The 25,059-nt window shown below is 72.4% G+C and carries 8 protein-coding genes; all 8 read right to left on the minus strand.

Annotation, left to right across the window (positions count from 1 at the left end; genetic code table 11):
* Positions 1-150: 150 nt before the first annotated feature.
* Entirely contained in the window at positions 151-1,086 is a 936-nt protein-coding gene (locus ACZ5IK_RS16470; RefSeq protein WP_465488425.1) for a TauD/TfdA family dioxygenase, read from the minus strand.
* Complete coding sequence (locus tag ACZ5IK_RS16475; protein WP_465488426.1) at positions 1,083-2,360, minus strand: ATP-grasp domain-containing protein; 1,278 nt, start codon at positions 2,358-2,360, stop codon at positions 1,083-1,085. Before ACZ5IK_RS16475 ends, ACZ5IK_RS16470 begins: the two co-directional genes overlap by 4 nt.
* Entirely contained in the window at positions 2,357-3,628 is a 1,272-nt protein-coding gene (locus tag ACZ5IK_RS16480; RefSeq protein WP_465488427.1) for an ATP-grasp domain-containing protein, read from the minus strand. Before ACZ5IK_RS16480 ends, ACZ5IK_RS16475 begins: the two co-directional genes overlap by 4 nt.
* Positions 3,625-9,060 carry a non-ribosomal peptide synthetase/MFS transporter gene (locus ACZ5IK_RS16485; RefSeq protein WP_465488428.1) on the minus strand — a complete coding sequence of 1,812 codons (5,436 nt, stop codon included), beginning with the start codon at positions 9,058-9,060 and terminating at the stop codon, positions 3,625-3,627. The genes ACZ5IK_RS16480 and ACZ5IK_RS16485 overlap by 4 nt, the downstream gene beginning before the upstream one ends.
* Positions 9,057-12,095, minus strand: coding sequence for a non-ribosomal peptide synthetase (locus ACZ5IK_RS16490; protein WP_465488429.1), 3,039 nt, complete (start codon positions 12,093-12,095; stop codon positions 9,057-9,059). Before ACZ5IK_RS16490 ends, ACZ5IK_RS16485 begins: the two co-directional genes overlap by 4 nt.
* 213 nt (positions 12,096-12,308) lie before the next feature.
* The gene (locus ACZ5IK_RS16495; protein ID WP_465488430.1) at positions 12,309-17,651 is read right to left on the minus strand and encodes a type I polyketide synthase; all 5,343 of its coding nucleotides are present in this window, start codon (positions 17,649-17,651) and stop codon (positions 12,309-12,311) included.
* Between the two features lie 10 nt (positions 17,652-17,661).
* A complete protein-coding gene (locus tag ACZ5IK_RS16500; RefSeq protein WP_465488431.1) occupies positions 17,662-21,126 on the minus strand; it encodes an amino acid adenylation domain-containing protein in 3,465 nt (1,154 codons plus the stop codon).
* On the minus strand, positions 21,123-24,560 hold the full coding sequence (locus ACZ5IK_RS16505; RefSeq protein WP_465488432.1) for a non-ribosomal peptide synthetase: 3,438 nt from the start codon (positions 24,558-24,560) through the stop codon (positions 21,123-21,125). The genes ACZ5IK_RS16500 and ACZ5IK_RS16505 overlap by 4 nt, the downstream gene beginning before the upstream one ends.
* Positions 24,561-25,059 lie beyond the last annotated feature (499 nt).

Raw genomic sequence — 25,059 nt, forward strand, 5'->3', positions numbered from 1 at the left:
ACGACTCGGGGACACCTGGCGGGTGAAAAGAGCCGACCCGTCAGCCGTCGAACGTGCCATGTTCGGGCGGAGCGGGCGATCACACGTGACCAGAGACGGATCACGGAGTTCGCCTTCTGATCACGCGAGATCCGGCTCCAATCACGCGAGTCACGTCATCGCGACCAGGGTCCGTCGCTTGCCCGTGAACGGCTCGCGGCCGTGGGCCATCAGCATGTTGTTGATCACCATGATGTCGCCCGGCTGCCACGGGAACGCGTAGCTGACCTCGTCGTAGGTCGCCTTGATCGTGGCCAGGTCCGCCTGCGGGATCGGCGAGCCGTCGGCGAAGGACGCGTTGCGGGGCAGGTCCTCCTCGGGGTACAGGTCCAGCAGCGCCTCGCTGACCTCCTCCCCCAGGCTCGAGACGTGGAAAAGGTTGGCCTGGTTGAACCACACCGTCGCACCGGTGTGCGGTTCCGTGGCGAAGGACGGGCGCACGTGCCGTGTGCGCAGGCCCTCGTCGGTCCACTCGTACGTCTGCCCGTTGCCGGTGCAGTAGTCCGCCACCACCTGGCGGTCGTCGGTCTGGAACGCCTCCTGCCAGGTCAGCCCGAGTCCTTCACGGAAAGCGCGGGTGTAGGTGACGCCGCCCGCGAAGCGCTCGCGCAGGTCCGCCGGCAGCAGGCGGTACATCGCACGGCTGTCGGCGATCGGCGTCGCGCCGCCGGTTTCGGCCGCCGTGTCGCACAGGAAGAACAGGCGGTCCGGCCAGTTCGCCGAGTACGAGTTCTCGTTGTGCATCGGGATCGACTCGCCCGGCGGGTACTCCGTCGAGGTGTAGATGTTGCCCGAGACCGCCGACCGCGGCGTCGACCGTTCCGTGTAGGTCAGCAGCGAGCCGCCGATCTCCTCGGTGACCTGGTTGAACACCGCCAGGTCGGCGGGCATCCCGCGCAGCAGGATCGCGCCGTCCTCGCGCAGCCGGTCCTGCAGCACTTCGCGGTGCGCGCGCACCCAGTCCAGGCCCGTGGCCGCGTAGACGGTGAGCTTCGTGTGGTCGTTGCCCTCGATGTAACCGAGGTTCTCCGCGAGTTCGGCGGTCATGACTCCTCCAGTTCGAAACGGATCAGTTTGGCGGCCTCGGCGTGCAGCGCGGCGAGGTCTTCGGTGTCGGCGAACCCCGCGGCGAGCACGTTCACCGCGTAGATCTCCTGGTCGTCGGTGAGCAGTTGGCCGGGGCGCACGATCGTGACGACCTCAAGGACCTCGGGCAGGTCGGCGACCTCGTCGGTGCCGTCGACGCGGACCAGCCGCCCAGTGCCCTCGGCGTAGAAGATCAGATAGCCCACCGGCACCGGCAGGCCCGCACCTCGCGCGGGCGGCGGCGTGCCCAGTGCCAGCGACACGGCCTCGGCGATGACATCGATGCCGGTCGCGAGCTTCAGCAGCACCGGCTGGGCGCCGCCTGCCGGGCGGCCCGCGTTCACTTCGACGACCGCAGGGCCCAGCTCGGCGTCGTCGATCAGCTCGATATGCGCGCAGGTGTTATCCAGGCCCAATGCGAGCGCGGCGGCCGTCGCCGCCGCGAACAGCCGTTCACTGTCCTCTTCGGACAGTTCGAGCGGCGGGCAGACCATGCCCAGCTCGAACTTGCGCTCGTCGATCAGCGGCTTTTCGACCACGGCCACCGGTTCCGCGACGCCGTCACGCACCAGGACGTCGACAGCGTACTCCGGACCGCGCAGCAGGCCTTCCACGAGGAACGCCTTCACCGGGTCGATCGGCGACGGGCCGCCACCGATGAGCCGGTGGTACCGGGCGTCCTCCGACAGCGGCAACCGCTCGGCCAGCAGCCGGTACGCCGCCGCCAGTTCGTCCACAGTGGACACCGTGCGTACGAGATTGCTCGCCGCGCCGTTCACCGGCTTGACGATCGCCGGGAGCCCGACCGCCGAAGCCACCGACGCCGCCTCGGCCTCCGACGAGATCAGCGCGCAGCGCGGCCCCGGCAACCCGGCCGCGGCCAGCACCTGCCGGACCGCGAACTTGTTGTGCGTCACGGTGAACACCGATGCCGGGCAGCGTGCCACGCCGAGCAGCTCGGCCGCGCGGGCGACGCTCGCGATGATTCCCTCGGCGGCGGTCACCACCCCGGCCGGACGCGCGGTCCGCGCCCGGATCGCTTCGGCCACGGATTCGGCGTCGCGGACGTCGTCGACGACGACGAAGCCGTCCACCAGTGCCGTCAGCTGTGCCTGCTCGGCCGGTTCCAGAGGCTGGGTGACCAGCTCGACCCCCAGCCCGGTCGCGCGCACGGCGGCCACGACGTCGGCGATCCACTGCCCTGCGGTCTCCCGGACCACGAACACGGTGTTCACACGTCCTCCAGGTCCAGCTGGACGAGCTTGCTCGCCTCCGCGTGCAGGGCGGCGAGGTCGTCGTGATCGGCGAACCCGGCCACGACGAGGTTGACCGCGTAGGTCTCCTGTTCGTCGGTGAGCACCTGCCCCGGCGAGACGGTGGTGACGACGTCGATCACCTCGGGCAGATCGGCGACCTCGTCGAGCCCGCCGATCCTCGTCAACCGGCCCGAACCGGCGGCGTAGAGGATCAGCATGCCCAGCGGGATCGGCAGTTTCGCGGGTTCCCGCACCGGCGGTGGAGCGTCCACCGCGAGCGCCGCCAGCTCGGCGAACACGTCGATGCCGGTGCGCAGTTTCGCCAGCAGCGGCATGATCGACCCGGCGGGCCTGCCCGCGTTGACCTCGACGATCGTCGAGCCGCGGTCGACGTCGTCGATCAGCTCGACGTGGGCGCAGGTGTTGTCGAGACCCAGCGCGCGGACGGCGGCGACCGCCGCCGCGGTGACCAGCTCGGCCCGGTCGGCGGTGAGCCCGGCGGGCGGGCACGACAGCGCCAGCTCGAACTTTCGCTCGTCGATCAGCGGCTTGTCGAGGATCTCGACCGGCTCGGCCACCCCATCGCGGATCAGGACGTCCACCGCGTACTCCGGGCCGCGCAGGAATCCTTCGACGAGGAACGTCGCCGACGGGTCCACTGTCCCCAGTGGACGGTGGTAACGCGGATCCGCGGACTCGGGCAGTCGCGCGGCCAGCAGCTCGTACGCGGCCGCCAGTTCGTCCACAGTGGACACGACGCGGACGAGGTTGCTGCCCGCGCCGTTGACCGGTTTGACGATCGCCGGGAGCCCGACCGCCGAAGCGACCGATGCCGCCTCAGCGGCCGACGAGATCAGGGCGTACGCGGGCCCCGGCAGCCCGGCCGCGGCGAGGGCCTCCCGGACGGCGAACTTGTTGGCGCACAAGGCGAACACCGACGCCGGACAGCGCGCCACCCCGAGCAGCTCGGCGGCGCGGGCGGTGCTCGCGATGGCGCCGTCCGAGCCGGTGAAGATCCCGGCCAGCGCGCCGCCGTCGATCTCCCGGACCTTCGCCGAGACGGCTTCCGGGTCGTGGACGTCGTCGAACGCGACGACGTCGTCCACCACGCCTGCCAGCGCCGCCCGCTCAGCCGCGTCCATCGGCGGGGCGAGCAGCACCACGCGGTGCCCGGCCGCCCGCAGCACCGGCGCGACCTCGCCGACCCAGTGCCCGCGGGCCTCCCTGACCAGCACTGCCGTACTCATGAGGCTTCCTTCCCGGCGAGCTTGCGCTCCCGTTCCTGCGCCCCGACCAGATCGTCGGGCAGCGAGTCGGGCACCTCGGTGTCGAACCGGCGCAGCCGCCGCAGCGAGAACCCGCCCACGTTGATCAGCAGCAGGATCAGCGCGAAGACGACATAGGCGAGCCCGATCCCCCGGGTCTCACCGGTGCCGAGCACGGCGCCGACCGACCCGGTCAGCGCGCCGCCCGGCGCCAGCAGCGGCGAGAACCAGCCGACGGCCAGCGGCGCCAGCACGGCGAATCCGATCGGCAGCGTCGACCACGTGATCGTCTGGTTGATCGCGAACACCCGGCCGTGGAACCGCTGCGGCACCTTGACCTGCACCAGGGTCGCGTAGATGCCTTGCGACACGGACATCGCGGCGGCCAGGACGAACACACCGGCCGCGACGACGATCAGCGACGGCCGCAGGCCCATCATGAGGCTGCCGAGCGCGATCCCGATGTTGCCGGCGAGCACGCCGACCATCCGGCGATGCCGCGGGCCACCCCACAGCGCCATCCCGATCCCGCCCGCCACCGCGCCGACGGCCTCGGCCAGCGCCACCTGGGCGACGTCGGTGACCGAGCCGAACGACAACACGAGCGGCGAGACCAGCACCAGCGCGGGAGCCAGGAAGACGTTCGCCAGCGCGAAATACAGCAGCATCGTGCGGAAGCCGCGGTGGTTCCACGAGTACCGCAGCCCGCCCGCGATCGCCGTCAGCAGCGGTTCGCGCGGGCGCCAGCCCAGCAGATCCGGGAACCGCACCAGCAGCAGGCCCACGATCGCGAACGCGTAGCTCGCCATGTCCAGGATCAGGATGCCGGACAGCTGGATCGTCGCCAGTAGCCCGGCCGCGAGCACCGGCATCAGCAATTGGGCGAAACCGGTGGACAGCTGCGCCAGGCCCATCGCGTGGCCGAGGTACTGCTTCGGCACCAGCTGCGCCACCGACGACTGGTAGGCGATGCGCTGGAACGAAGCGGCCACCGACCCGAGCGGGATCAGCACGTAGAACAACCACAGCTGGACGTGCCCGGTGATCAGCAACAACGCCAGGATCAGCTGGATCCCGCCGGCGGTGCCGCTGGCCGCGATCATGATCCGCCGCCGGTCGCCGCGGTCGACCAGCGCGCCCGCGACCGGCAGGACGAGCACGCCGAACATCAGCGCGAGCGCCCACAGAAGGCCGAGGTCGGCGACCGAGCCCGTGCGGGTGTAGAGCCAGATCGGCACCGCGAACGACGTCAGCGCCGAGCCGGTCGAGGACACCAGTTGCCCGGCCGTGATCGTGAGGAACCGGGCCATGCTCGGCCGCACAGTGGGTTTGTCGTCCACTTCCGCCCGATGGGTCTCGTGCACCGCCCAGGCCGCGTCTTCGCCACGGGTCCGGACGTCGAGCTCGCCGGGATCGTCCAGTGCCGGGTGCACTTGCGTGACGATCTCCGCGAGTTCGTCGGCCCGGTAGCGCAGGAAGAAGTGCCCGGCCCGGTCGAGCACCACGAGCGCGGTGGTGTCGGTGAGGAACTCCCATTCCCGGTACCGCTCGGTGTAGTAGTCGGTGACCGGGTCCTCGGAGCCGACCACCGACACGATCGGCGCGCGCAGCTTGGCCACGCGGGCGTCGAGCAGGCCGCTGAAGTACTCCTCGGCGGCGCGGCTGTCGGCGCGCATGTTCGTGATGATCCGGTCGGCCTGCGCCGGGTCGAGGTCGTCGGTGTCGACGCCCATGCCCTTGAGCCAGTTCGAGTAGTACCGGTTGCTGCGCAGCTTCTCCAGCCGGGTGCGCAGCGTGCCCACCGCGCCCTTCATGCGGGCGAACGGGAAGATCGCGCCGATGTAGACGACCTCCAGCTCGCGGCCGCGTTCTTCGAGCAGCCGGGCGACGGCGACGGCGAGCGCGTTGCCGACACCGCAGTGGCCGTAGATGGCCAGCGGACCGTCGACGCGGTCGAGGATCTCGTCGGCCAGCCGCTCGACCAGGTCGTCGAAGGGCACGGCCTCCTCAGACAGTCCGACGTCGTGGCCGGGGATGGCGACCGAGTAGAGCGAGTGGCCCTCCGGGAGCGCGTCGGCCAGCGGCTGGTAGACGATCGCGCTGCCGCCGCCGTAGGGGAAGCAGACATAGGTCAGCGTCCGCTGCGTCGTCGGCTTGGTCAGCTCGTACAGCAGGTGGCGCGGCCGGTCTGCGGTGTCACCGTCCATGAAGGACGCGAGCTCGCGGATCGTGCGGTGCTGGAACAGGTCCATGACGCCGACCTGGCCCGCGTCCGCCTTGCCGATCCGCGCCACCACCTGGGTGGCCAGCATCGAGTGGCCGCCGAGGTCGAAGAAGTCGTCGTCGACACCCAGTTCGTCCACTTTGAGCACGTCCCGCCAGATCCCGGCCAGCAGGATCTCGACCGGGGTCGACGGTGCGACCAGCTCCTTGGTCGCGTCCCGGGACGCGACCGGAGCGGGCAGCGCCTTGCGGTCGAGCTTGCCGTTCGGGGTCAGCGGCAGCTCGTCGAGCGGGACGAACGACGGCGGGACCATGTAGTCCGGGAGGCTTTGCTTGAGCGCCGTCCGCAGCGCGCCGGGCTCGGCGCCGCCGACGACGTACCCGACCAGCCGCTTGTCCCCCGGCGTGTCCTCGCGGACGATCACGGCGGCGTCGCGCACCCCAGGCTGGGCGCGCAAGGTCGTCTCGATCTCCCCCAGCTCGATGCGGAGGCCGCGCAGCTTGACCTGGTGGTCGATCCGGCCGAGAAACGCGATGGTCCCGTCGGGGCGCCAGTGCGCGAGGTCGCCGGTGCGGTACATCCGTCCACTGTGGAACGGGTCGGGTACGAACCGCTCGGCCGTGAGCTCCGTGCGGTTGTGGTACCCGAGGGCGAGGCCGACACCGGCGATGTGCAGTTCGCCGGGCACGCCGACCGGGCATGGCCGCCCGGCAGGGTCGAGCACGTAGATCCGGATGTTCTGGATCGGCGCCCCGATCGGCACCGAAGCGACCTCGGCGAGCGCGGCGGGCGTGCAGTGCCACGCGGTGACGTCGATGGCGGCTTCGGTCGGGCCGTAGAGGTTGTGCAGCTCGCAGTCCGGCAGCCGCCGGGTGAACTCGCGGGCTGCGTCGAGTGGCAGCTCCTCGCCGCTGCACACGACCCGCCGCAGCGCCACGCAGGCCTCGACGCCTTGTTCGGCAAGGAACAGCGTGAGCATCGACGGCACGAAGTGCGCGGTGGTGATGCCTTCGGACGCGAGCAGCTCACGCAGGTACGCGGCGTCCTTGTGGCCGCCGGGTTCGGCGAGCACCAGCCGCGCGCCGGTGATCAGCGGCCAGAAGAACTCCCAGACCGACACGTCGAAGCCGGCCGGGGTTTTCTGCAGCACCGAATCGGTGCCGTCGAGACGGTACGCGCGCTGCATCCAGTCGAGCCGGTTGACGATGCCGCGGTGACCGTTGGGCACGCCTTTCGGCTGTCCGGTCGAGCCCGAGGTGTAGATGACGTACGCCGGGTCTTCCGGTCCCGCGAGCGGCTCCGGCGGGGTGCCCGGCTGCGCGGCCGTCTCGGCGGGGTCGTCCAGGACAACGACGGTCGCGTCACACTGGAAACCCAGCGTTTCGCGCAACGCCGCCTGCGTCACCACGACGGGCGCGGCCGCGTCCCGCAGCATGAACGCCAGCCGGTCGGCCGGGTACTCCGGGTCGAGCGGAACGTACGCGCCACCGGCTTTCAGCACGCCGAGGAGCGCGACGACCAGCTCGAAGGACCGCTCCGCGAACACCCCGGTGAGCACTCCCGGCCCGACACCGAGGCCACGCAGCCGGTGCGCGAGCCGGTTGGCCCGCTCGTCCAGCTCGCGGTAGGTCAGCGACGCGCCGCGGAAGGTCACCGCGGCCGCGTCCGGCGTCCGGGCGGCCTGCTCCTCGACGAGCGCGTGCAACGTGGTCTGCGGGAACTCGGCCGTCGTGGCGTTCCAGCGCTCCAGGACGAGTTCACGCTGCCCGGCGTCGAGGATGTCCAATTCGGACAGTCGCCGGTCCGGATCGGCGACGATCGAGCGCAGCAGCGTGACCAGCCGCCCGGCCATCCCGGCGACCGTGTCCGCGGTGAACAGCGCCGTGTTGTGCACGAACTTGCCGATCAGCCCGCTCTCGATCTCGATCGCGTGGAACTCGAAGTCGAACCGGGTCGCGGGCAGGTCCATCGGCAGCCAGCGGAAGTCCACATCGGACTCCCCGGCCGCGCCCATCCGGCCCATCTCGTAGTTCTGCAGCACGAACATGGCCTGGAACACCGGTGAGCGGCTGACGTCGCGGGGTACGCCGAGCGCGTTCACCAGCCGCTCGAACGGGACGTCGGCGTGGTCGAAAGCGTCCAGCACGTGCCGCCGGGTGCGGTCGAGCAGCTCGGTGAACGACGGGTCGCCCGCCAGCTGGGCACGCAGGGGCAGCATGTTGATGAACATGCCTGCCACGCCTTCGAGTTCGGGCAGGCCGCGTCCGGCCGACGACGAGCCGATCGCGAAGTCCTCCTGGCCCGAGTACCGCGCCAGCAGTACCTGGTAGGCGGCCAGCAGGGTCATGAAGAGCGTGACTCCGTGCCCGCGGCTCAGCTCGCCGAGGGCACGGGCGAGGTCGCGCTCGACGAAGAACTCGTGGATCGCGCCGTCGAAGCTCTGTTTGGCGGGCCGGGGCCGGTCGGTGGGCAGCTCCAGGGGTTCGACCCCGGTGAGCTGCGCCCGCCAGTGCTCCAGCTGCCGGTCGAGCTCTCCGCCGGTGAGCGTCCGGCGCTGCCAGTGCGCGAAGTCGCCGTACCCGATGCTCAGCGCGGGCAGCTCGGCCGTGCCACCGGTGCTCAGGGCGTGGTACTGCGCGGCGAGGTCCCGCAACAGCAGGTCGACCGACCAGCCGTCGCCCACGATGTGGTGCGTGCACAGGACCAGCAGGTGCTCCTCGTCCGACACCCGGGCCAGGGTCGCGCGCAGCAGCGGGCCCGCGGCCAGGTCGAACGTCTCGGCCGCGGCGGCGTCGACGACCGCACGCGCCGCCTCCTCACTTCCTGCGTCCACTATGGACAGTCTGACCGCGACCGATGGTTCGATGTGGACGGTCGGTTGCCCGTCTTCCCCTGCCGGGAAACGCATCCGCAGGGCCTCGTGCCGCACCGGCAGAGTGTCCAAAGCGGACTGGAGCGCGACGACGTCGAGCCGTCCGGTCAGCCGGATCGGCACCGGGATGTGGTAGGACCCGGTGCCCGGCGCGAACTGCTCCATGAACCAGACGCGCTCCTGCTGGTAGGACAGCGGGACGACGGCGTCTTCGGGGCGCGGCGTGATGGTCGCGGTCGGCTCCGTGCGCCGTCGCAGTCGCCGTTCGAGCAGGGCGCGGCGCGCGGCCGCGCGGCCGGTTTCGTCGATCGTGGTCATGAGAGCTCGCCTTCGGCCAGCTGGCGCTGGACCTCTTCGTCACTGAGCTGGTCGAGGTCCTCGGCGAGCCGCCGCTCGATCTCGGCGGCGAGTTCGGCGACGGTGGTGAAAGAGAACAGCCCCCGCACCGGGATGTCGACTTCGATCTGCTTGCGGAGCCGGGACATCGCACGGATCGCCAGCAGCGAGTTGCCGCCGCGGGCGAAGAAGTCGTCGTGCACGCCGAGGTCGCCGATGTCGAGCAATTCGCCGAGCACCTCGGTGACGAGTTCTTCGGCCGCGGTCCGGGGTGCGACGTACGCCGTCGCCTCACCGGGTTCGGGATCCGGCAGCGCCGCCCGGTCGAGCTTGCCGCTGGCCGCCATCGGCAGCGCGTCGAGCGTCACGAACCGGGTCGGCACCAGGTAGTCCGGCAACGTCTTCCGCAGGGCCTCGGCCACCCCCTCGGTGCTGCCGACGACATAGCCGACGAGTGTGCCGCCGCGGACCGCCACGGCCGCGTCCCGCACTTCCGGCAGCTCGCGCAGCGCCGCTTCGACCTCGCCGGGCTCGATGCGGTAGCCGCGCAGCTTCACCTGCTCGTCGGCGCGGCCGAGGTAGTCGAGCGTGCCGTCTCGGCGCCAGCGGACGAGGTCGCCGGTCGCATACATCCGGCCGGACGGACCCTCGGTGAACTTTTCGGCGGTCAGGTCCGGCAGCCCGAGGTAGCCGCGGGCGAGCTGCGGCCCCGCGACGTACAGCTCGCCAGGGACGCCCGGCGGCACCGGCTGCCGCCGCTCGTCGAGGACGTACACGCGGGTGCCGGGCACCGGACGGCCGATCAGGACGGGTCCGGACGGCGGCTCGTCCCCGGGTTCGATCCGGTGCACGACACAGCCGACCGTGGCCTCGGTCGGGCCATACTCGTTGACGACGAGCGTGCCGGGATGCCGCTCCCGCCACGGCTGGACGGCTTCCGCGGTCAGCGCTTCGCCACCGAGCACCAACTCGCCCGTCGGGAACGACTCTTCGGCGAGGACGGCGAGGTGCGTCGGGGTCGCCTTGACGAACGTCGGCCTGCCGCCGTCGACCACCGCGCCCCCGGCGGTGAGGGTGCCGAGCAGTGTCGTCACGGTGAGGTCGAACGACGGCGACGTGTGCAGCAACGCCCGTCCGGCCAGACCGGGGTACGCCTCACGCGCCCAGGCCAGGTACGTGTCGACGGCCCGGTGCTCGACCTCGACGCCCTTGGGCCGCCCGGTCGAGCCCGACGTGTAGATCACATAGGCGACGTCGCCCGGCCCGGCCGCCGGTTCCGGGTCCTCGGTGGCCGCGGTGGACCACTCGGCCGGGTCGTCCAGGGCCAGCGTCTTGGTGTCCAAAGTGGACTTTCCGGCGACCAGCACGAACGGGACACCCGCGTCGGCGAGGATCAGCGCCTGCCGAGGGGCCGGGTTGGCCGGGTCGAGCGGGACGTAGGCCGCGCCGCTCTTCAGCACCCCGAGCAGGCCGGTCAGCAGATCCGCCGAGTTCGGCACACACACGCCGACGACGGTGCCGGGACCGGCGCCCAGTTCACGCAGCCGATGTGCGACGCGGTTGGCTCGCGTGTTCAGCTCGGCGTAGGTCAGGTGGACCCCGCCGAAGTCGACGGCGGGCGCGTCCGGGGTCCGCCGCACCTGGTCCTCGAACCGGGCGGGCACTGTCGCATTGTCCGAAGTGGACAGTTCCGTCGAGTTCCAGTCGGTCAGGACCAGCTCACGCTCGGCGTCCGAAAGCAGTGGCAGGTCCGCGATCGACCGAGCCGGATCGGCCAGCGCCGAAGTCAGCAGCCGCAGGTACCGCTCGGCCACGGCTTCGGCGGTCTCGCGGTCGAACAGGTCGGTGCGGTAGACGAGCCTGCCGTCCACGGCGGTCAGGTCGATCGCGATGTCGTCCTTCGCGGTGGCCGAGCGGACCGGCTCCAGCCCCGAGTCGGGCAGGAAGTTGAATCCGAGCTGATACAGCGTCTGCACGCCGGGGTCGCGCTCGGCTCCGGCCGCCTCGGCGACCGCCTGGAACGGCACCTGGCTGTGGTCGATCGCCTCCAGCAGCGTGGTCCGGACCCGGCCGACCAGGTCGGTGAACGCGGGCGCGCCCGAACAGTCGACGCGTACGGCCATCTGGTTGACGAACATGCCGATCAGGTCGGCCAGCTCCGGCAGGTCGCGACCGGCGACCGGGACGCCGACGACGACGTCGTCCACTCGGGACAGTCGTGACACGAGTGCCGCGTAGCCGGCCAGCAGCACCATGAACGGCGACGCCGAAAGCTCCCGGGCCAGTTCGCCGACCCGGCCGATCAGTCCGTCCGGGAGGGCGAAGTCCACCTGGTCACCGGCGAACGTCAGCGCTGAGGGCCGCGGCCGGTCGGTGGGCAGGCCGTGGACCGGCGGCAGCCCGGCGAGCTGCGTCCGCCAGTAGTCCAGCTGTTCGGAGGACGTTTCGAGCTGCCCGCGCTGCCAGGCCGAGTAGTCCGGGTACTGGATGGCCAGCTCGGGCAGCTTCGGCTCGCGGCCCTCGAAGACGGCGTCGCACGCCTCGCTCAGCTCGGCCTCCAGCACCAGCACCGAACGGGCGTCGAACACGGTGTGGTGCACGACGAACGTGAGCACCCACTCGTCGTCGGCCATGCGGCACAGCTGGGCCCGCCACGGCGGCGGCGAGTCGAGCGGGATGGCACCGCGCACGACAGCGCCGACGAGTTCGGCGAGCCGGTCGCCGCGAGCCTCGGCGGGCAGATCCCGCAAGTCGTGTACTTCGGGCTCGATCGGCACCTCGGCGTGCACCACCTGCATGAGCGCGCCACCGTCCATGCGGAACGACGTGCGCAGCGCCTCGTGCCGCCCGACGACGACGCCGAGCGCGGTGCGCCACTGCGCGGCGGTCAGCGGGCGGTCCAGCCGGGCCCGGCAGTGCAGGTTGTACACCGGGGACGCCGGGTCGAGCTGGCCGGACAGCCAGATCCGCTCCTGGCCGAACGAGGCCGGGAACGTCCATTCCTTCGTGTCGCTCATGATTTCCTGTTCTCGGTGTCTGGTGGCGGTTTCGGGACCCGACGGGGTCTCGGCCGCCGGCCTGGCTGGTGTGCGGAGTGGCGGATGGTGTCGTCGCCGGTGAGTGAGTGGCGAACGTGTCGCGAAAGCCACTTTCGGGACGTCAGGTGTCGCGAAAGTGGCTTTCGCGACATGCCGAACGCCGAAGCCCGACCCGGCCCGACTCCACCAGCTCTACCGCTCGAGCTTCGGGATGGTGGTCCGGGCGGATTCGGCGGGCGCCTCGGCCTTGCCGGCGCGCAGCTCCTCGATCCGCTCGACCAGAGTGGCCACTGTGGACGCTTCGAACAGCGTCTTCATCGCCAGCCGGGTGCCGGTGGCCTTGCGCACCTGGGCGATGAGCTGGATGGCGACCAGCGAGTTGCCGCCGAGGGCGAAGAAGTCGTCGTGCACGCCGATCTTCTCCACGCCGAGCAGCTCGGTCCACTGGCGGGCGATCTCGGCCTCCAGGTCGGTGCGCGGGGCGACGTAGTCGTCCTCAGACACCCTCACCGGTGCTTCGCCGGGTTCGTCCAGCTCCTCGGCGCTGACCCGGTGCTCGATCAGCTCCCGCACCGGGAGGGTGCTGATCACCACCTGCCCGCCGAGGCCGGGGGCCAGCGCCCGGACGAACGCCTCGGCGCCGTCCACCGGCCGGATCCCGGTCGACGTCTTGTCCACAGTGGACGAACTGGACACAGAGGGCGCTGTGGACGTCAGGCCACCGCCGACGGCGGCCTGATCGACCTGGCGCAGCACGAAGTCCTCGATCGTGACGAGCACGCGGCCGGTCTCGTCACACAGCGAGAGGTCGGCCGCCACCACCTGGTCGCCGCCGGAGTCGCGGTAGCGCAGGTGGCTGCGGAAACTCGCCGGGAGCACGTCGTGCACGACGATCCGGCCGTAGCTCATCGGCAGGTAGGCGCCGCTCCCCCGGCCTCGGCCGAACGCGGTCGCGACGTCCAGCAGTGCAGGGTGCAGCCCCCACGCGCCGGCGTCACCCGCCGCCGCGTCGGGAGCGGTGATCGTGGCCAGCTCCTCCTGCGCGCCGATGCGGTGTTCGCGCAGCGCCGCCCAGCGCGGGCCGAAGGTGACCATGCTGGTGCGGCCGGTGCCGAAGCCGTGCCCGTCGTCGATCGGTTCGGTCCGCCCGGTCACCGCCGCGATGTCCACAGTGGACGCCGAACCGGCCGCGACCCACCCGGCGGATCCGCGCACGTGGGTCCGGCTCGCGCCGGCGACGTGGCTGGTCACGGTGAATTCGTCGCCGTCGAACTCCACGCGGTACTCCGCGGTGGCGCCGTCCGGGACGCCGAACGGCTCCAGGAACGCGACGTCACGCAGCTCGACGACGTGCCCGTCACCGGGCTTCGGCAGCGCAGCTGCCACCGCCGCGCGGACGGTCTCCAGGTGTCCCGTGCCCGGTACCACCGGCACCCCGGCGATCCGGTGCTCGTCGAGCAGCCAGTGTGTGGCCGCCGAGACGAGGCCGTGCGCGCCGTCCTCGGCGCGCGTGGTGAGCACGGGGTGTGCGACCGGGCCGAGTGCCCGCGACCGGGCGGTGCGGATCGTGGTCGGGGCGGCCACCTCCGCGGCCATGCCGACCTCGTCCCAGCCACCCCAGGCATGCGAGACCAGCCGCGCCCGCCAGCCGTGGCCGCCCCGCGCATAGGCGTCGAGGAAGTTGTTGGCCGCGCAGTAGTCGACCTGCCCGATGCCGCCGACCACCGCGGTGATCGACGAGCACAGCGCGACGAAGTCCATCGGCAGATCGGCGAACGCCTCGGCAAGAGCCAGCGTCCCGGCGATCTTCGGGGCCAGCACGGCCTCGGCCGCGGCCCGCTCCTTTACTTCCGCGACGCCGCCGCCGGGCATCCCGGCGGCGTGCACGATCCCGTCGAGGCCCCCGAACTCGCGCTCGGCCAGCTCACGCACCTCGCGCAGGCGCGCCGCGTCGGTGACGTCGGCGGCGACGACGTGCACCACCGCGCCCGCGGCCTCCATCCGCCGCACGGCGAGCATCGCGCGCCCGGTGCGGTCGGTGCCACCGTGCGCGGCGAGGTGCGCGTCCCACTCCGCCCGCGACGGCAGTGCGGTGCGGGCGAGCAGCACGAGTTTCGCCCGCACCCGGCGGGCGAGGTCCTCGGCGAGCGTGATGCCGATGCCGCCGGTCCCACCGGTGATCAGGTACCGGCCGCCGTCGCGCAGTACCGGCTCGGCGGCCGGGGGCAGGTCGATCTGGGTGTGGTCCAGCACCCAGCGACGGCCGGCCCGCAGCGCGACCTCGGCCGCCGCGTCCGCCGGGCGGAACAGTTCGGCGACGGCGTCCTGGGGGTGCGTCGCGTCAGTGTCAATAACGTCGATCCGGCGCACCACCGTGCCCGAGGCCTCCAGCGGCACCACCCTGGCGATGCCCGCGAGGGTCGCGTGCTCGGGGCGGGTCAGGTCGGTGCCGGTGACGTCGGCGGTGCCGGCGCTCAGCACGTCGATCCGCATCGGCTCGCCCCAGGCCTGGACGAGGTTGAGCACGCTGAAGAACCCGTGCTCCTGGGCGGCCATGCCGCGCTCGTCCCCGGTCAGCGTCCAGGCGTGTACGACCCGCTCGGGCCGGGCGGGCAGCGCGGCCACGAGCGCGTCGTAGTCCTCGCGCACCCCGGGCCGGACGGTGAATCCCGTCTCCGTCACGGCGAACCCGTCGCCGGGACGCACTTCGGTGACCGTCACACCCGCGTCACGCAGCAGCCTCGGCAGGACGTCCTCGGCGGCGAAGACGAGCGCGTTCGCGAAGGGCTCGCGTCTCAGGTCCGGTTCCGCCTGCCGCCACGCCGGGACCGCGAACCACTCGGACAGGGGCAGCGGACCGCTCCGCCGCGCGGGCCGGATGGCCGTGACCGGGTCCGGATCGACCCAGTACCGCTTGCGCGCGTACGGGTAGCCGGGCAGCGGTACCCGGTGGCCGGGCGCGCCGAACGTCCGCGAATCCAGGGAAACCCCGTTCGTCCACAAGAGACCGGCGGCGCCGTTCAGTGTTTCGACGTCGCCGATGCGCTCGGTCCGGCCCGGCAGGCTCGGCTGCGGCGCGGGCATGCCCTTCGGGACCTGGCCGCGGGCCAGCCCGGACAGCTGGTGACCGGGGCCGCATTCGACGAGCGCCCAGCGGCCGCCTCGCGCGAACAGATTCTTGACGCAGTCGCCGAACCGGACGGCCTGGCGCAGGTGGGAGGCCCAGTAGGCGGGGTCGGTGGCCTGGGCGTCGGTGATCCAGTCGCCGGTGACGTTCGACAGGAACGGCAGCGCGGGCGCGGTGCGGACGACGGCGGTGACGGCGGCGGTGAACTCGGCCAGCACCGGGTCCATCATCGGCGAGTGGAACGCGTGCGAGGTCACCAGCTCGCGGCACTGCACGCCGCTGGCCTTGAGCGTCGCCGCGAAATCCGCGACCGCGTCCGGCGGCCCGGCCACGACGCACGTGCCGGGCCCGTTCACCCCGGCGACCGCGAGGGTGCCCGGCAGCCGCGTGGCGACGCTTTCCTCGTCGAGCTGGACGGCGAGCATCGCCCCGGCGGGCATCGACTGCATCAGACGGCCGCGGGTGGCCACCAGGTTCAGCGCGTCCGGCAGGGTGAAGACCCCGGCGACGGTGGCGGCGACGTACTCGCCGACCGAGTGACCGATCATCGCCGCGGGCTGCACGCCCCAGCTCTGCCACAGCTTCGCCAGCGCGTACTCGACGACGAACAGCGCGGGCTGGGTCACGCGGGTTTCCCGCAGCGCCTGCTCGCCACCGGAGGAGAAGATCAGGTCGCGCAGCTCCGGCAGCTCGGGTTCGAGCAGCCTCAGACACTCGTCGACGGCCGCGGCGAACACCGGCTCGGCCTCGTACAGCTCGGCGCCCATTCCGGCGTATTGCGAACCCTGCCCGGGGAAGAGGAACGCCACGTTCGGCTCCCCGGCCTGTGCGGACACGAGACGCCGGGAATCCCGCAGCCCGTCGACCGCGTCCTCGGGGTCACGGGCGACGACGACCGCGCGATGCGGGTACTCGGTGCGCCCGGCGGCCAAGGTGTGGGCCACGTCGGCGAGATCGAGGTCGACGTCCCCGGCGAGCCGCTCGGCCAGCCGGTCGACAGCGGCCGAGAGCGCTTCCGCGGTGTTGGCCGACACCCGCAGCAGATGCGCCGGGTGCGGCGCCCTGCTCAACTGCGGAGCCGGCGCCTCCTCCAGCACGACGTGCGCGTTGGTACCGCCGACACCGAACGAGCTGACGCCCGCCCGCCGCGGCGCCGCGGCCGCCTCCCACTTCGTCACCCCTTGCGCCGGGTAGAACGGGCTCGCCGGGAAATCGATGCCCGGGTTGGGTTCGTGGTAGTTGATGGTCGGCGGGATCAGCCTGTGCTCCATGACGAGCACGGCCTTGATCAGCGAGACCACGCCCGCCGCCTGCGACAGGTGACCGATGTTGGACTTCACCGAGCCGATCGCGCACCAGCCGGTGTCCGCGACCCCGTTTCCGTACACAGTGGACAGTGCGGCGATCTCCATCGGGTCGCCCAGCGCCGTGCCGGTGCCGTGCGCCTCGACGTAGCCGATGGTGCGCGGGTCGACCCCGGCCATGCCGACGGCCTGCGCGATCGCCTCGGTCTGCCCGGCAACGCTGGGCGCGGAGAAGCCGACCTTGGTGGCGCCGTCGTTGTTGATCGCGTTGCCCAGCACGACGCCCCGGATGTGGTCGCCGTCCTCGATCGCCTGCGACAGCCGCTTCACCAGCACGACCCCGGCGCCACTGCTCCAGACCGTGCCGTTGGCGCCTTCGTCGAACGCGCGCACGTGGCCGTCCGGCGAGGTGAAGCCTTCGACGCCCATATAGCCGATGCCATGCGGCATCTCCAGATTGACCCCGCCCGCCAGCGCCATGTCGCATTCACCGTTGCGCAGCGCCTCACAGGCCAGGTGCACCGCGACCAGGGACGTCGAGCAGGCGGTGAACACCGCGAGGCTCGGGCCACGCAGGTCGAGCTTGTACGACACCGAGGTCGTCAGGTAGCTCGGCTGGTTGCCGGTCGAAATACCGATTCCGCCGTGCTGCGAGGCGAGAATCCGCTCGTTGCGCAGCAGGTTCTCCTTCAGGTAGCCGGTGCCCCCTGAACCGCCGTAGACGCCGATCGCGCCGTCGAAGCGGGCCGGGTCGTAGCCCGCGTCGGTCAGCGCGGCGTGGCACGACTGCAGGAACAGCCGATGCTGCGGGTCGGTGATCTCGGCCTCGCGGCTGGTCATGCCGAACAGCTCCGCGTCGAACTCGTCGAAGCCGTCGACCACCGTGGTGGCGTTCACCCAGCTCGGATCGTCCACAGTGGCCTCTTCGGCACCGCGGGCGATCATCTCTTCGCGGGTGGCGGGCACGATCGACTCGACGCCGTCGACGAGGTTGCGCCAGAACTGCCGCGCGTCACGCGCGCCGGGCACGCGCACGTCCAGTCCGACGATCGCGATCGGTTCGGCTCCGGGATCGCCGGCGCCGGTTTCGGGGAGGTGGGTCACGGTGGTGCTCCTATCCGAGGCCGGCAGGGCCGGCGGTGCTGCGGGGTCTTCTGGTCTGGGTGCGGCCGCGACGGGCGGCGACGCGTTCGGCCGCGCGGGCCAGCTCCGGGCTGGGGACGCCGCCGGAGTGCAGGTGCGCGGCGAGGGCGCGGACGGTGGGATGGCTGAGCAGGTCGACCATCGGGATCCGGCGGCCGAGCCGGGCGGTGACCTGGGCGTGCACCCTGGCCAGCGCGAGCGAATGGCCTCCCACGTCGAAGAAGTTGTCGGTGTGCCCGACTTCGGCGACGCCGAGGACGTCGCACCAGGCACGGGCGATCACGGCCTCGGTCGCGGCGAGCGCCGCCGGGTCCGCGGCCGCGGTCGTCGCCGGCAGTACCGCCAGTGCGCGAGTCATCGCGTTCGGCACGGCGGTGCGGACGCCCGCCCGCGGCAGCTCCGGCACGCTCGTCCCGACCGGCGCGTCCGGCGCCGCGGCCAGCGCGGCGATCAGGGCGACGTAGTCCTCGGCGAGCCCGGCCATCCGGGCGTGGTCGAACAGGTCCGGGTTGTACAGCAGTTCGACGCCGTCGTCGTGGACGTACACCGTGAGGTCGAACGGCGACCCCGGCTTGTCCACCGGCAGCCACCCCGACCGCACACCGGGCAGGTCCAGCCGCGGCTCGGTGAAGTTCAGGACGTTGAACATCACCTGCACGAGCGGGGCGTGGGCGGGATCGCGGGGCACGCCGAGCGCCTCGACGAGCCGCTCGACCGGCGCGGCCGGATGCGCGGTCGCGGCGAGGAGTTCCGCGCCGCCGTCGCGGACGTGCTTGGCGAAGTCCGCGTCGTCGTCGGCCCGCAGCCGCACCGGCACGATGTCCACGAAGAACCCCGCGACCTCTTGGAACTCGGCGAGTTGCCGGTCCGCGACGACCGTGGCGACCAGGTGGTCGGCCGCGCCGGTGAGCCGCCGCAGCAGCTGGCCGAACGCGGCGAGCAGCACCCCGGCGCGCGTCGTGCCGGTGCGGGCGGCCAGTGCCCGGACGGATTCGGCGGCACCGTCCGGAAAGGACTGACGCAGGCTCGCGCCCCGGTAGGTCTGCACGGCCGGGCGCGGCCGGTCCCTCGGAAGGTCCACTGTGGAGGGTGCACCGGCGAGATGTCCGGTCCACCAAGCGACGTCCACGGCTTCCCGACGTTCGTCGCGTCCGGCCCGCCACACCGCGTAGTCCGCGTAGGACGCCACCGGCGGCGGCAGCGGCTCGCCCCGGTAGGCCGCCGACAGATCGGCGCAGAGCAGGTCCTGCGACCAGCCGTCGAACACCGCGTGATGCAGCGTGATGCCGAGCACGTGCTCCATCTCGCCGAGCCGGTAGAGCCGCACCCGCCAGGGGGTGTCGCGGTCGAGGTGCACGGGCGTCGCGGCGTCGGCGGCCAGCCGGGCCCGCAGCCCGTCCTCGGTCACCGGCGCCACCGGCAGCGGAACGTCCGCCGATGGCAGGCGATCCGCCAGTGGCGCCCCGTCGACGGACCGGATCCGCCAGCGGAGCACGTCGTGCCGCTCGGCGACCGTGCGCAACGCGTGGCGCAGCGCGTCGACGTCCAGCGCACCGGACAGCCGGAAGGCCATCGCGATGTTGTACGGCGCGGCGTCCGGGGCGAGCTGGTCGAGGAACCACAGCCGCCGCTGCGGCGGGGACAGCGCGGGCGCGTGCCCGGTGGTCAGCCCCGGCCCGGTCAGCGGCGGCGCGGCCGCGACCCGCCGGGTGAGCCCGTCGAGGGTGCCGCCCGCGAACACGTCCTCCGTGGCGACGTCCGCGGCCAGCTCCGCCCGCAGTGCCGCGACCAGGCGCATCGCGGCGATCGAGTTCCCGCCCGAGGCCAGGAAATCCTTCCCCGCGCCGTCGCCGAGCACCCGCCGCCAGATGGCCGCGACCGCGCGTTCGGCCGGGGTCCCGAGCGGGCCGAGGTCCTCCCGTTGTCCCGCGAGCGCCGCTTCGGCCAGATCCCGCAGCGCGGGCCGGTCGATCTTGCCGGTGACCGGGTTGACCGGGAGGCGGTCGAGCACCCGGACCGCGGCCGGGCGCATCGCCGCGGTGAGCCGGTCCCGGCCGAGTTCGTCCACATCGGACGGTGCGGACGCCGGTGTCAGGAAGGCCACCAGCCGGGTGCCGCCCGGACCGGGGACGGCCGTCACGGCGGCGGCGTCGACGTCCGGATGGGTTGTGAGCGCCGACTCCACCTCGCCCAGCTCGATCCGCTGGCCGCGGACCTTCACCTGCCGGTCGGCGCGGCCGGCGAACTCGAGACGGCCGTCGGGCAGCTCGCGGACCAAGTCGCCCGTGCGGTAGAGCCGCTCCCCCGGCGTGATCGGGTCGTCGATGAACTTCTCGGCGGTCAGCTCCGGGCTGCCGAGGTAGCCTCGCGCGAGGCCCGGCCCGCCGATGAGCAGCTCGCCGATCTCGCCGGGCGCGACCGGCCGCAGCTCGGCGTCCACGACGTACGCCCGATGGTTCGGCATCGGGCGGCCGAGCGGCAGTGGGTCGGCGGGGATGCCGGTGACCTCGTCGGTGACGACCGCAACGGTGGTCTCGGTCGGGCCGTAGGCGTTGAAGAAGCGACGGCCCGGCAGCCAGCGCGCGGCGAGGTCCGCGGGCACCGGCTCGCCACCGCAGGCGATGACGCGCCAGCCGGGAACGGCCGCGGGGTCCACCATGGACAGCAGCGTCGGCGTGGCGAAGCCCCACTCGACGTCGTGCTCGACGAGGAACCGCCGCAGCCGTTCGGGGTCGGCCCGGTCGGCGGCCCCGGCGAGCTGGACCGATCCGCCGTACGCCAGCGGGACGAACACGTCCATGGTGAAGGCGTCGAAGGCCAGCGAGGAGAGGCCGAGCGTCCGGGTGCCGGGCCGGATCTCGAGGGCGGCGGCGAACCCGGTGACGAACGCGACGACGTTGCGGTGACTGGTCAGTACGCCCTTGGGCCTGCCGGTGGAGCCGGAGGTGTAGAGGAGATGGGCGAGGTCGTCCGGCCCGGCGGGGCACTCGATGGGCCCGTCCTCGGGCGGGAGCACGTCGAGCGCCTCGATGCCTTCCGTGGCACCGAATTCGGCCCGCGCGCGATTACCGACGACGAGGGCGATCCCGGCATCCGCCGCGATTTCGGCCAGCCGCGCCTTCGGGCCGCCGGGTTCGAGCGGCACGTAGGCGGCCCCGGACAGCAGCACGCCCACGACGGTCGAGATCAGCTCCGGCCGCCGGTCGGAGCAGACGCCGACGCGGTCGCCGGGCCCGGCGCCCCGTGCCCACAGCAGCCGTGCGACGCCGGTCGCCGACGCGACCAGTTCGCGGTAGGTGAGCCGGGCGTCGCCCTGCCGGACGGCGACGGCATCGGGGGTGCGCGTGGCCTGGGCGAGGATCAGCCCGGTGAGCGTGGTGTCCGGATAGGACAGTGGCGGGCCATGGCCGCCCGCGACGGGCAAGGTGTCGGTCACCGAGGGCTCCCCTGTTCGGATGTGTGCTGAAGCGGTGGGTCGATCCAGTGCCGCTCCCGCTGGAACGGATAGCCCGGTAACGGGACGCGGCCCGGTGCACCGCCCGCGAACCGCGCGGCCCACTCGACGTCGCCGCCCCCGGCCCAGTGGACGGCCAGGTCCCGCACCGCTCCGGCCGGGCCTTCGACGTCGGTTCCGTTCGCCAGCAGCGCGTCGAGCGCGGCGACCGCCGACGCGACCGAGTCCGCCACCACGGCGGCCCGGCACGCGAACGCCCGCCGGACCGAAAGCGTGTACGCCGCGTCCCCGAGGTCCGGCGCGTCCGTGGCGAGCCGGTCGCGCAGCCGGGACACCGCCTCGCGCAACGCCTTCGCGTCACGCGCGGACACCGGCAGCACGAACGGACCGCTCGCCACCGGTCGTGGTGGGACGGCGGGGGCCTCCTCCACGATCACGTGCACGTTCGTGCCACCCAGGCCGAACGAGCTGACCCCGGCCACCCGCCGCTCCCGGACGGGCCAGTCGGTGGCCTTCGCCGGGACGTACCAGGGGCCGCCCGCCAGGTCGACCTCCGGGTGCGGGGCCGTGAAGTGCAGGCTCGGCGGGATGACGCCGTGCCGCACGGCCAGCACGGCCTTGATCAGCCCGGCGATGCCTGCCGCCGCGTCGAGGTGCCCGATGTTCGTCTTCACCGAGCCCAGCGCGCACGTTTCCGGCGGCGCGCCCCGGTAGACGCGGTTGAGCGCGGCCACCTCGATCGCGTCACCCAGCGGGGTGCCGCTGCCGTGGGCTTCGAGCAGCGCGACCTCGTCCGGGGCGACCTCCGCGACGGCCAGCGCCTCGGCCACCGCGGCCGCCTGCCCGGCCGGTCCCGGCACGGCGTAGCCCGCGCGGTCCGGGCCGTCGTTCGTGATCGCCCAGCCGGGCAGCACGGCGTAGACGTGGTCGCGGTCGGCGAGCGCGTCCGCCAGCCGCCGCAGCACGAGCACCCCGGCGCCCGAGCTGAACCCGGCGCCCGCCGCGGCGACGTCGAACGCGCGGCACCGGCCGTCCGGCGACGCGAGCCCGCCGGAGCGGTACCGCGGCCAGGTGACGCTCGCCCCGCCGGCCAACGCGACGTCGCACCGGTAGTCCATGAGACTCTGCGCGGCCAGCGCCACCGCCGCGAGCGAACTGGAGCACGCGCTCTGCACGGCCACCGCGGGCCCGGTCAGCCCGAGCCGGTAGGCGACCTGGCCGGGCAGGTGGTCGGTGAGCTGGCGGCCGGTCAGCCGCCCCTCCCAGTCGTCCGGGTCGACGTCGCCGGTCACCGCCGGATTGCCGAAGAGATGGAACAGGAAGTAGCGGTTCACCGAGGCGGCCGTGAACACCCCGACCGGCCCGGTCTCGGCGGCAGGGTCGCGTCCCGCGTCCTCGAGTGCCTGCCACGCGGTTTCGAGGAACAGCCGGTGCTGCGGATCGGTCCGCGCGGCCTCGTCGGCGGTGAACCCGAAGAACCCGGCGTCGAACTCCTCGACACCCTCGACCCGGCCACCCGCCCGCACGTACGCCGGATCGGCACGCAGGCCAGGCCCGATGCCCAGCGCCGTTAGCTCGTCGTCGGCGTAGTCGTGGATCGAGTCGACGCCCGCGCAGAGGTTCCACCAGAACGAGGCGGCGTCCGGCGCGCCGGGGAACCGGCAGGCCAACCCGACGACGGCGATGAGATCCCCTGTCGACTCCTCCGCGGCGACAGGCGGCCAAGTGTCCGAAGTGGACTCCGTGAACCAGGCGGCCTGCCCGGCGATCGTCGTGTGCTCGAACAACGCGAGCAGCGGGACCTCCACCCCGAACTCGTCGGCCAGCCGCGCCTGCACCCGGCCGAGCCGCAGCGAGTCGCCGCCTGCGTCGAAAAACGCCTCGGTGCGCCCGACCCGGTCGCGGCCGAGCACCGCGCACCAGATCCGGTGCACGCGTTCCTCGGCCGGGGTCAGCCGCTCGGCCGGGACGGTCGCGGCCGCCCGTGGGTCCGGAAGTGCCAGTTCGTCGAGTTTTCCGGTGACTGTCAGCGGAAAACCGTCCAGCACCGCGACGGCCGCGGGTACCGAATAGGCGGGCAGGACGTCCGCCAGCGCGGCCCGCAGCACCCGGCCGTCCGGCCGCGGGCCGGCCGCGGTCACGTAGGCGAGCAGGTCGCCGTCACGCACGATCGCGCGGGCTTCGGCGACGCCGGGCTGCTCGGCGAGCCGGGCCTCGATCTCGGTCAGCTCCACCCGGAAGCCGCGGACCTTGACCTGCCGGTCGAGCCTGCCGAGGCAGACGAGGTTCCCGTCCGGCAGCAGCCGTCCGAGGTCGCCGGTCCGGTAGCGACGGCCGCCGTCGGCCGTCACCCCGAACGCCGGACTCGGCTGATCGAGGTAGCCGTCGACGAGGTGCCGCCCGCACACTTCGAGTTCGCCGCTGTCGAGCACGGTGAGGGTGAACCCGGGCAGCGCGCGCCCGATCGGCAGGGGCCCGTCGGCGTCCGGTCCCAGCTCGGCGGCGGTCGTCCGGTAGTGCGCGGCGAAAGTCACCTCGGTGGCGCCGTAGCCGTTGACGAACACGCAGTCCGGCGCGAACCGGCCGCGGCGGACGTCGGCGTGGGTCGCCCGCTCGCCGCCGAGCAGCACGGTCCGCACGGACGGGAGGCCGGCCTCGCCGAGGACGTCGAGCAGGTGCCGGTAGACCGTGGGCGTCGAGTGGTAGACGGTCACCTCGTGCCGGGCCAGCTCGCGCGCGGCGTGGGCGAGGCCGTGCGCGCGCAGGTCGACCGGCACGAGCGCGGCACCGGTGAGCAGTGCCGGGTACAGGTCCGGGATCGCCGCGTCGAAGCCGAACGAGGCGAGCAGGCTGAGCCGGTCGGCCGCGGTGATGCCGAGCGCGGCGATCTGGTTGTCGACGACGTGCAGGAGGTTGCGGTGGGTCTGCGCCACGGCCTTCGGCCTGCCGGTGGACCCGGAGGTGAACAGCACGTACGCCGGGCTGTCCGGATCGGATTCGGGCACCGGGAGCGGCGCGGACTCCGAGCCCGAACGCACGAGCCGCGCGGACCCGTTGCGGCACAAGGACTCCGCCAGCTCGACGTACTCCGGATCCGCGAGCACGGCGGTCACCCGCGCGGCGGCGAGCTGGTGTTCGAGTCGCTCCCGGGGGAAGGTCGGGTCCAGCGGGACGTAGGTGCAGCCCGCGGCGAGGGTGCCGAAGATCGCCGCGATCGCGGCACCGCCGTGCCCGGTGACGAGCCCGACCCGCTCCCCCGGCCGGACACCGGCGTCGCGCAACCGCAGCGCGCGGCCTCCCGCGAGTCCGGCGAGTTGGGCGTAGGTGAGCCTGGTGCCGTGTTCGAAGACCGCGATCCGGTCGGGTGACTGCCGGGCGTGCACATCGAATCGGCTGACGCAGCCGGTTTGTGTCATCGGGCGTCGAGCAGTCGCTCCGAGGTTTTTCGGGCGCGCGACAACAACGGCGTGGACTTCATCTTGCTCCCCAGTGACCATTCAGGTGAAGAATTACGCAAGGTTAAGACGACTTGTCGCGCCAAGGAATACGAATTCCGTCGATTTGGTTCGGATGGCCTACTGATCTTGGACCAGATGTTGCAGCAACCCGCCTCTTCCAGCCCAACCAGCGGCCAGAGCGGCATTTCACGCCCGACCTTACGACCACTATGGACACTCGATCGACTACGCCCGGTAATGCGTCGGATATTAACCGACACTGTGCGGGAAATGCGTCTACAAACAACCGGCGGACGAATTCGCCGAAATCGATTCAGAAATGCGATTACCGATCGCGCGGGACTTCCCGGAGCGGACGGAAGCCTGCTTGCGCGCCGTGGCCCGGGTGCGCCGCGGCCGCGGTGGCGCCACCCCCTTGCAAGAAACCCGGCACCACCGCGGCCACCATGAACGCCAC

The sequence above is a fragment of the Amycolatopsis sp. NPDC031561 genome, assembly GCF_055580625.1.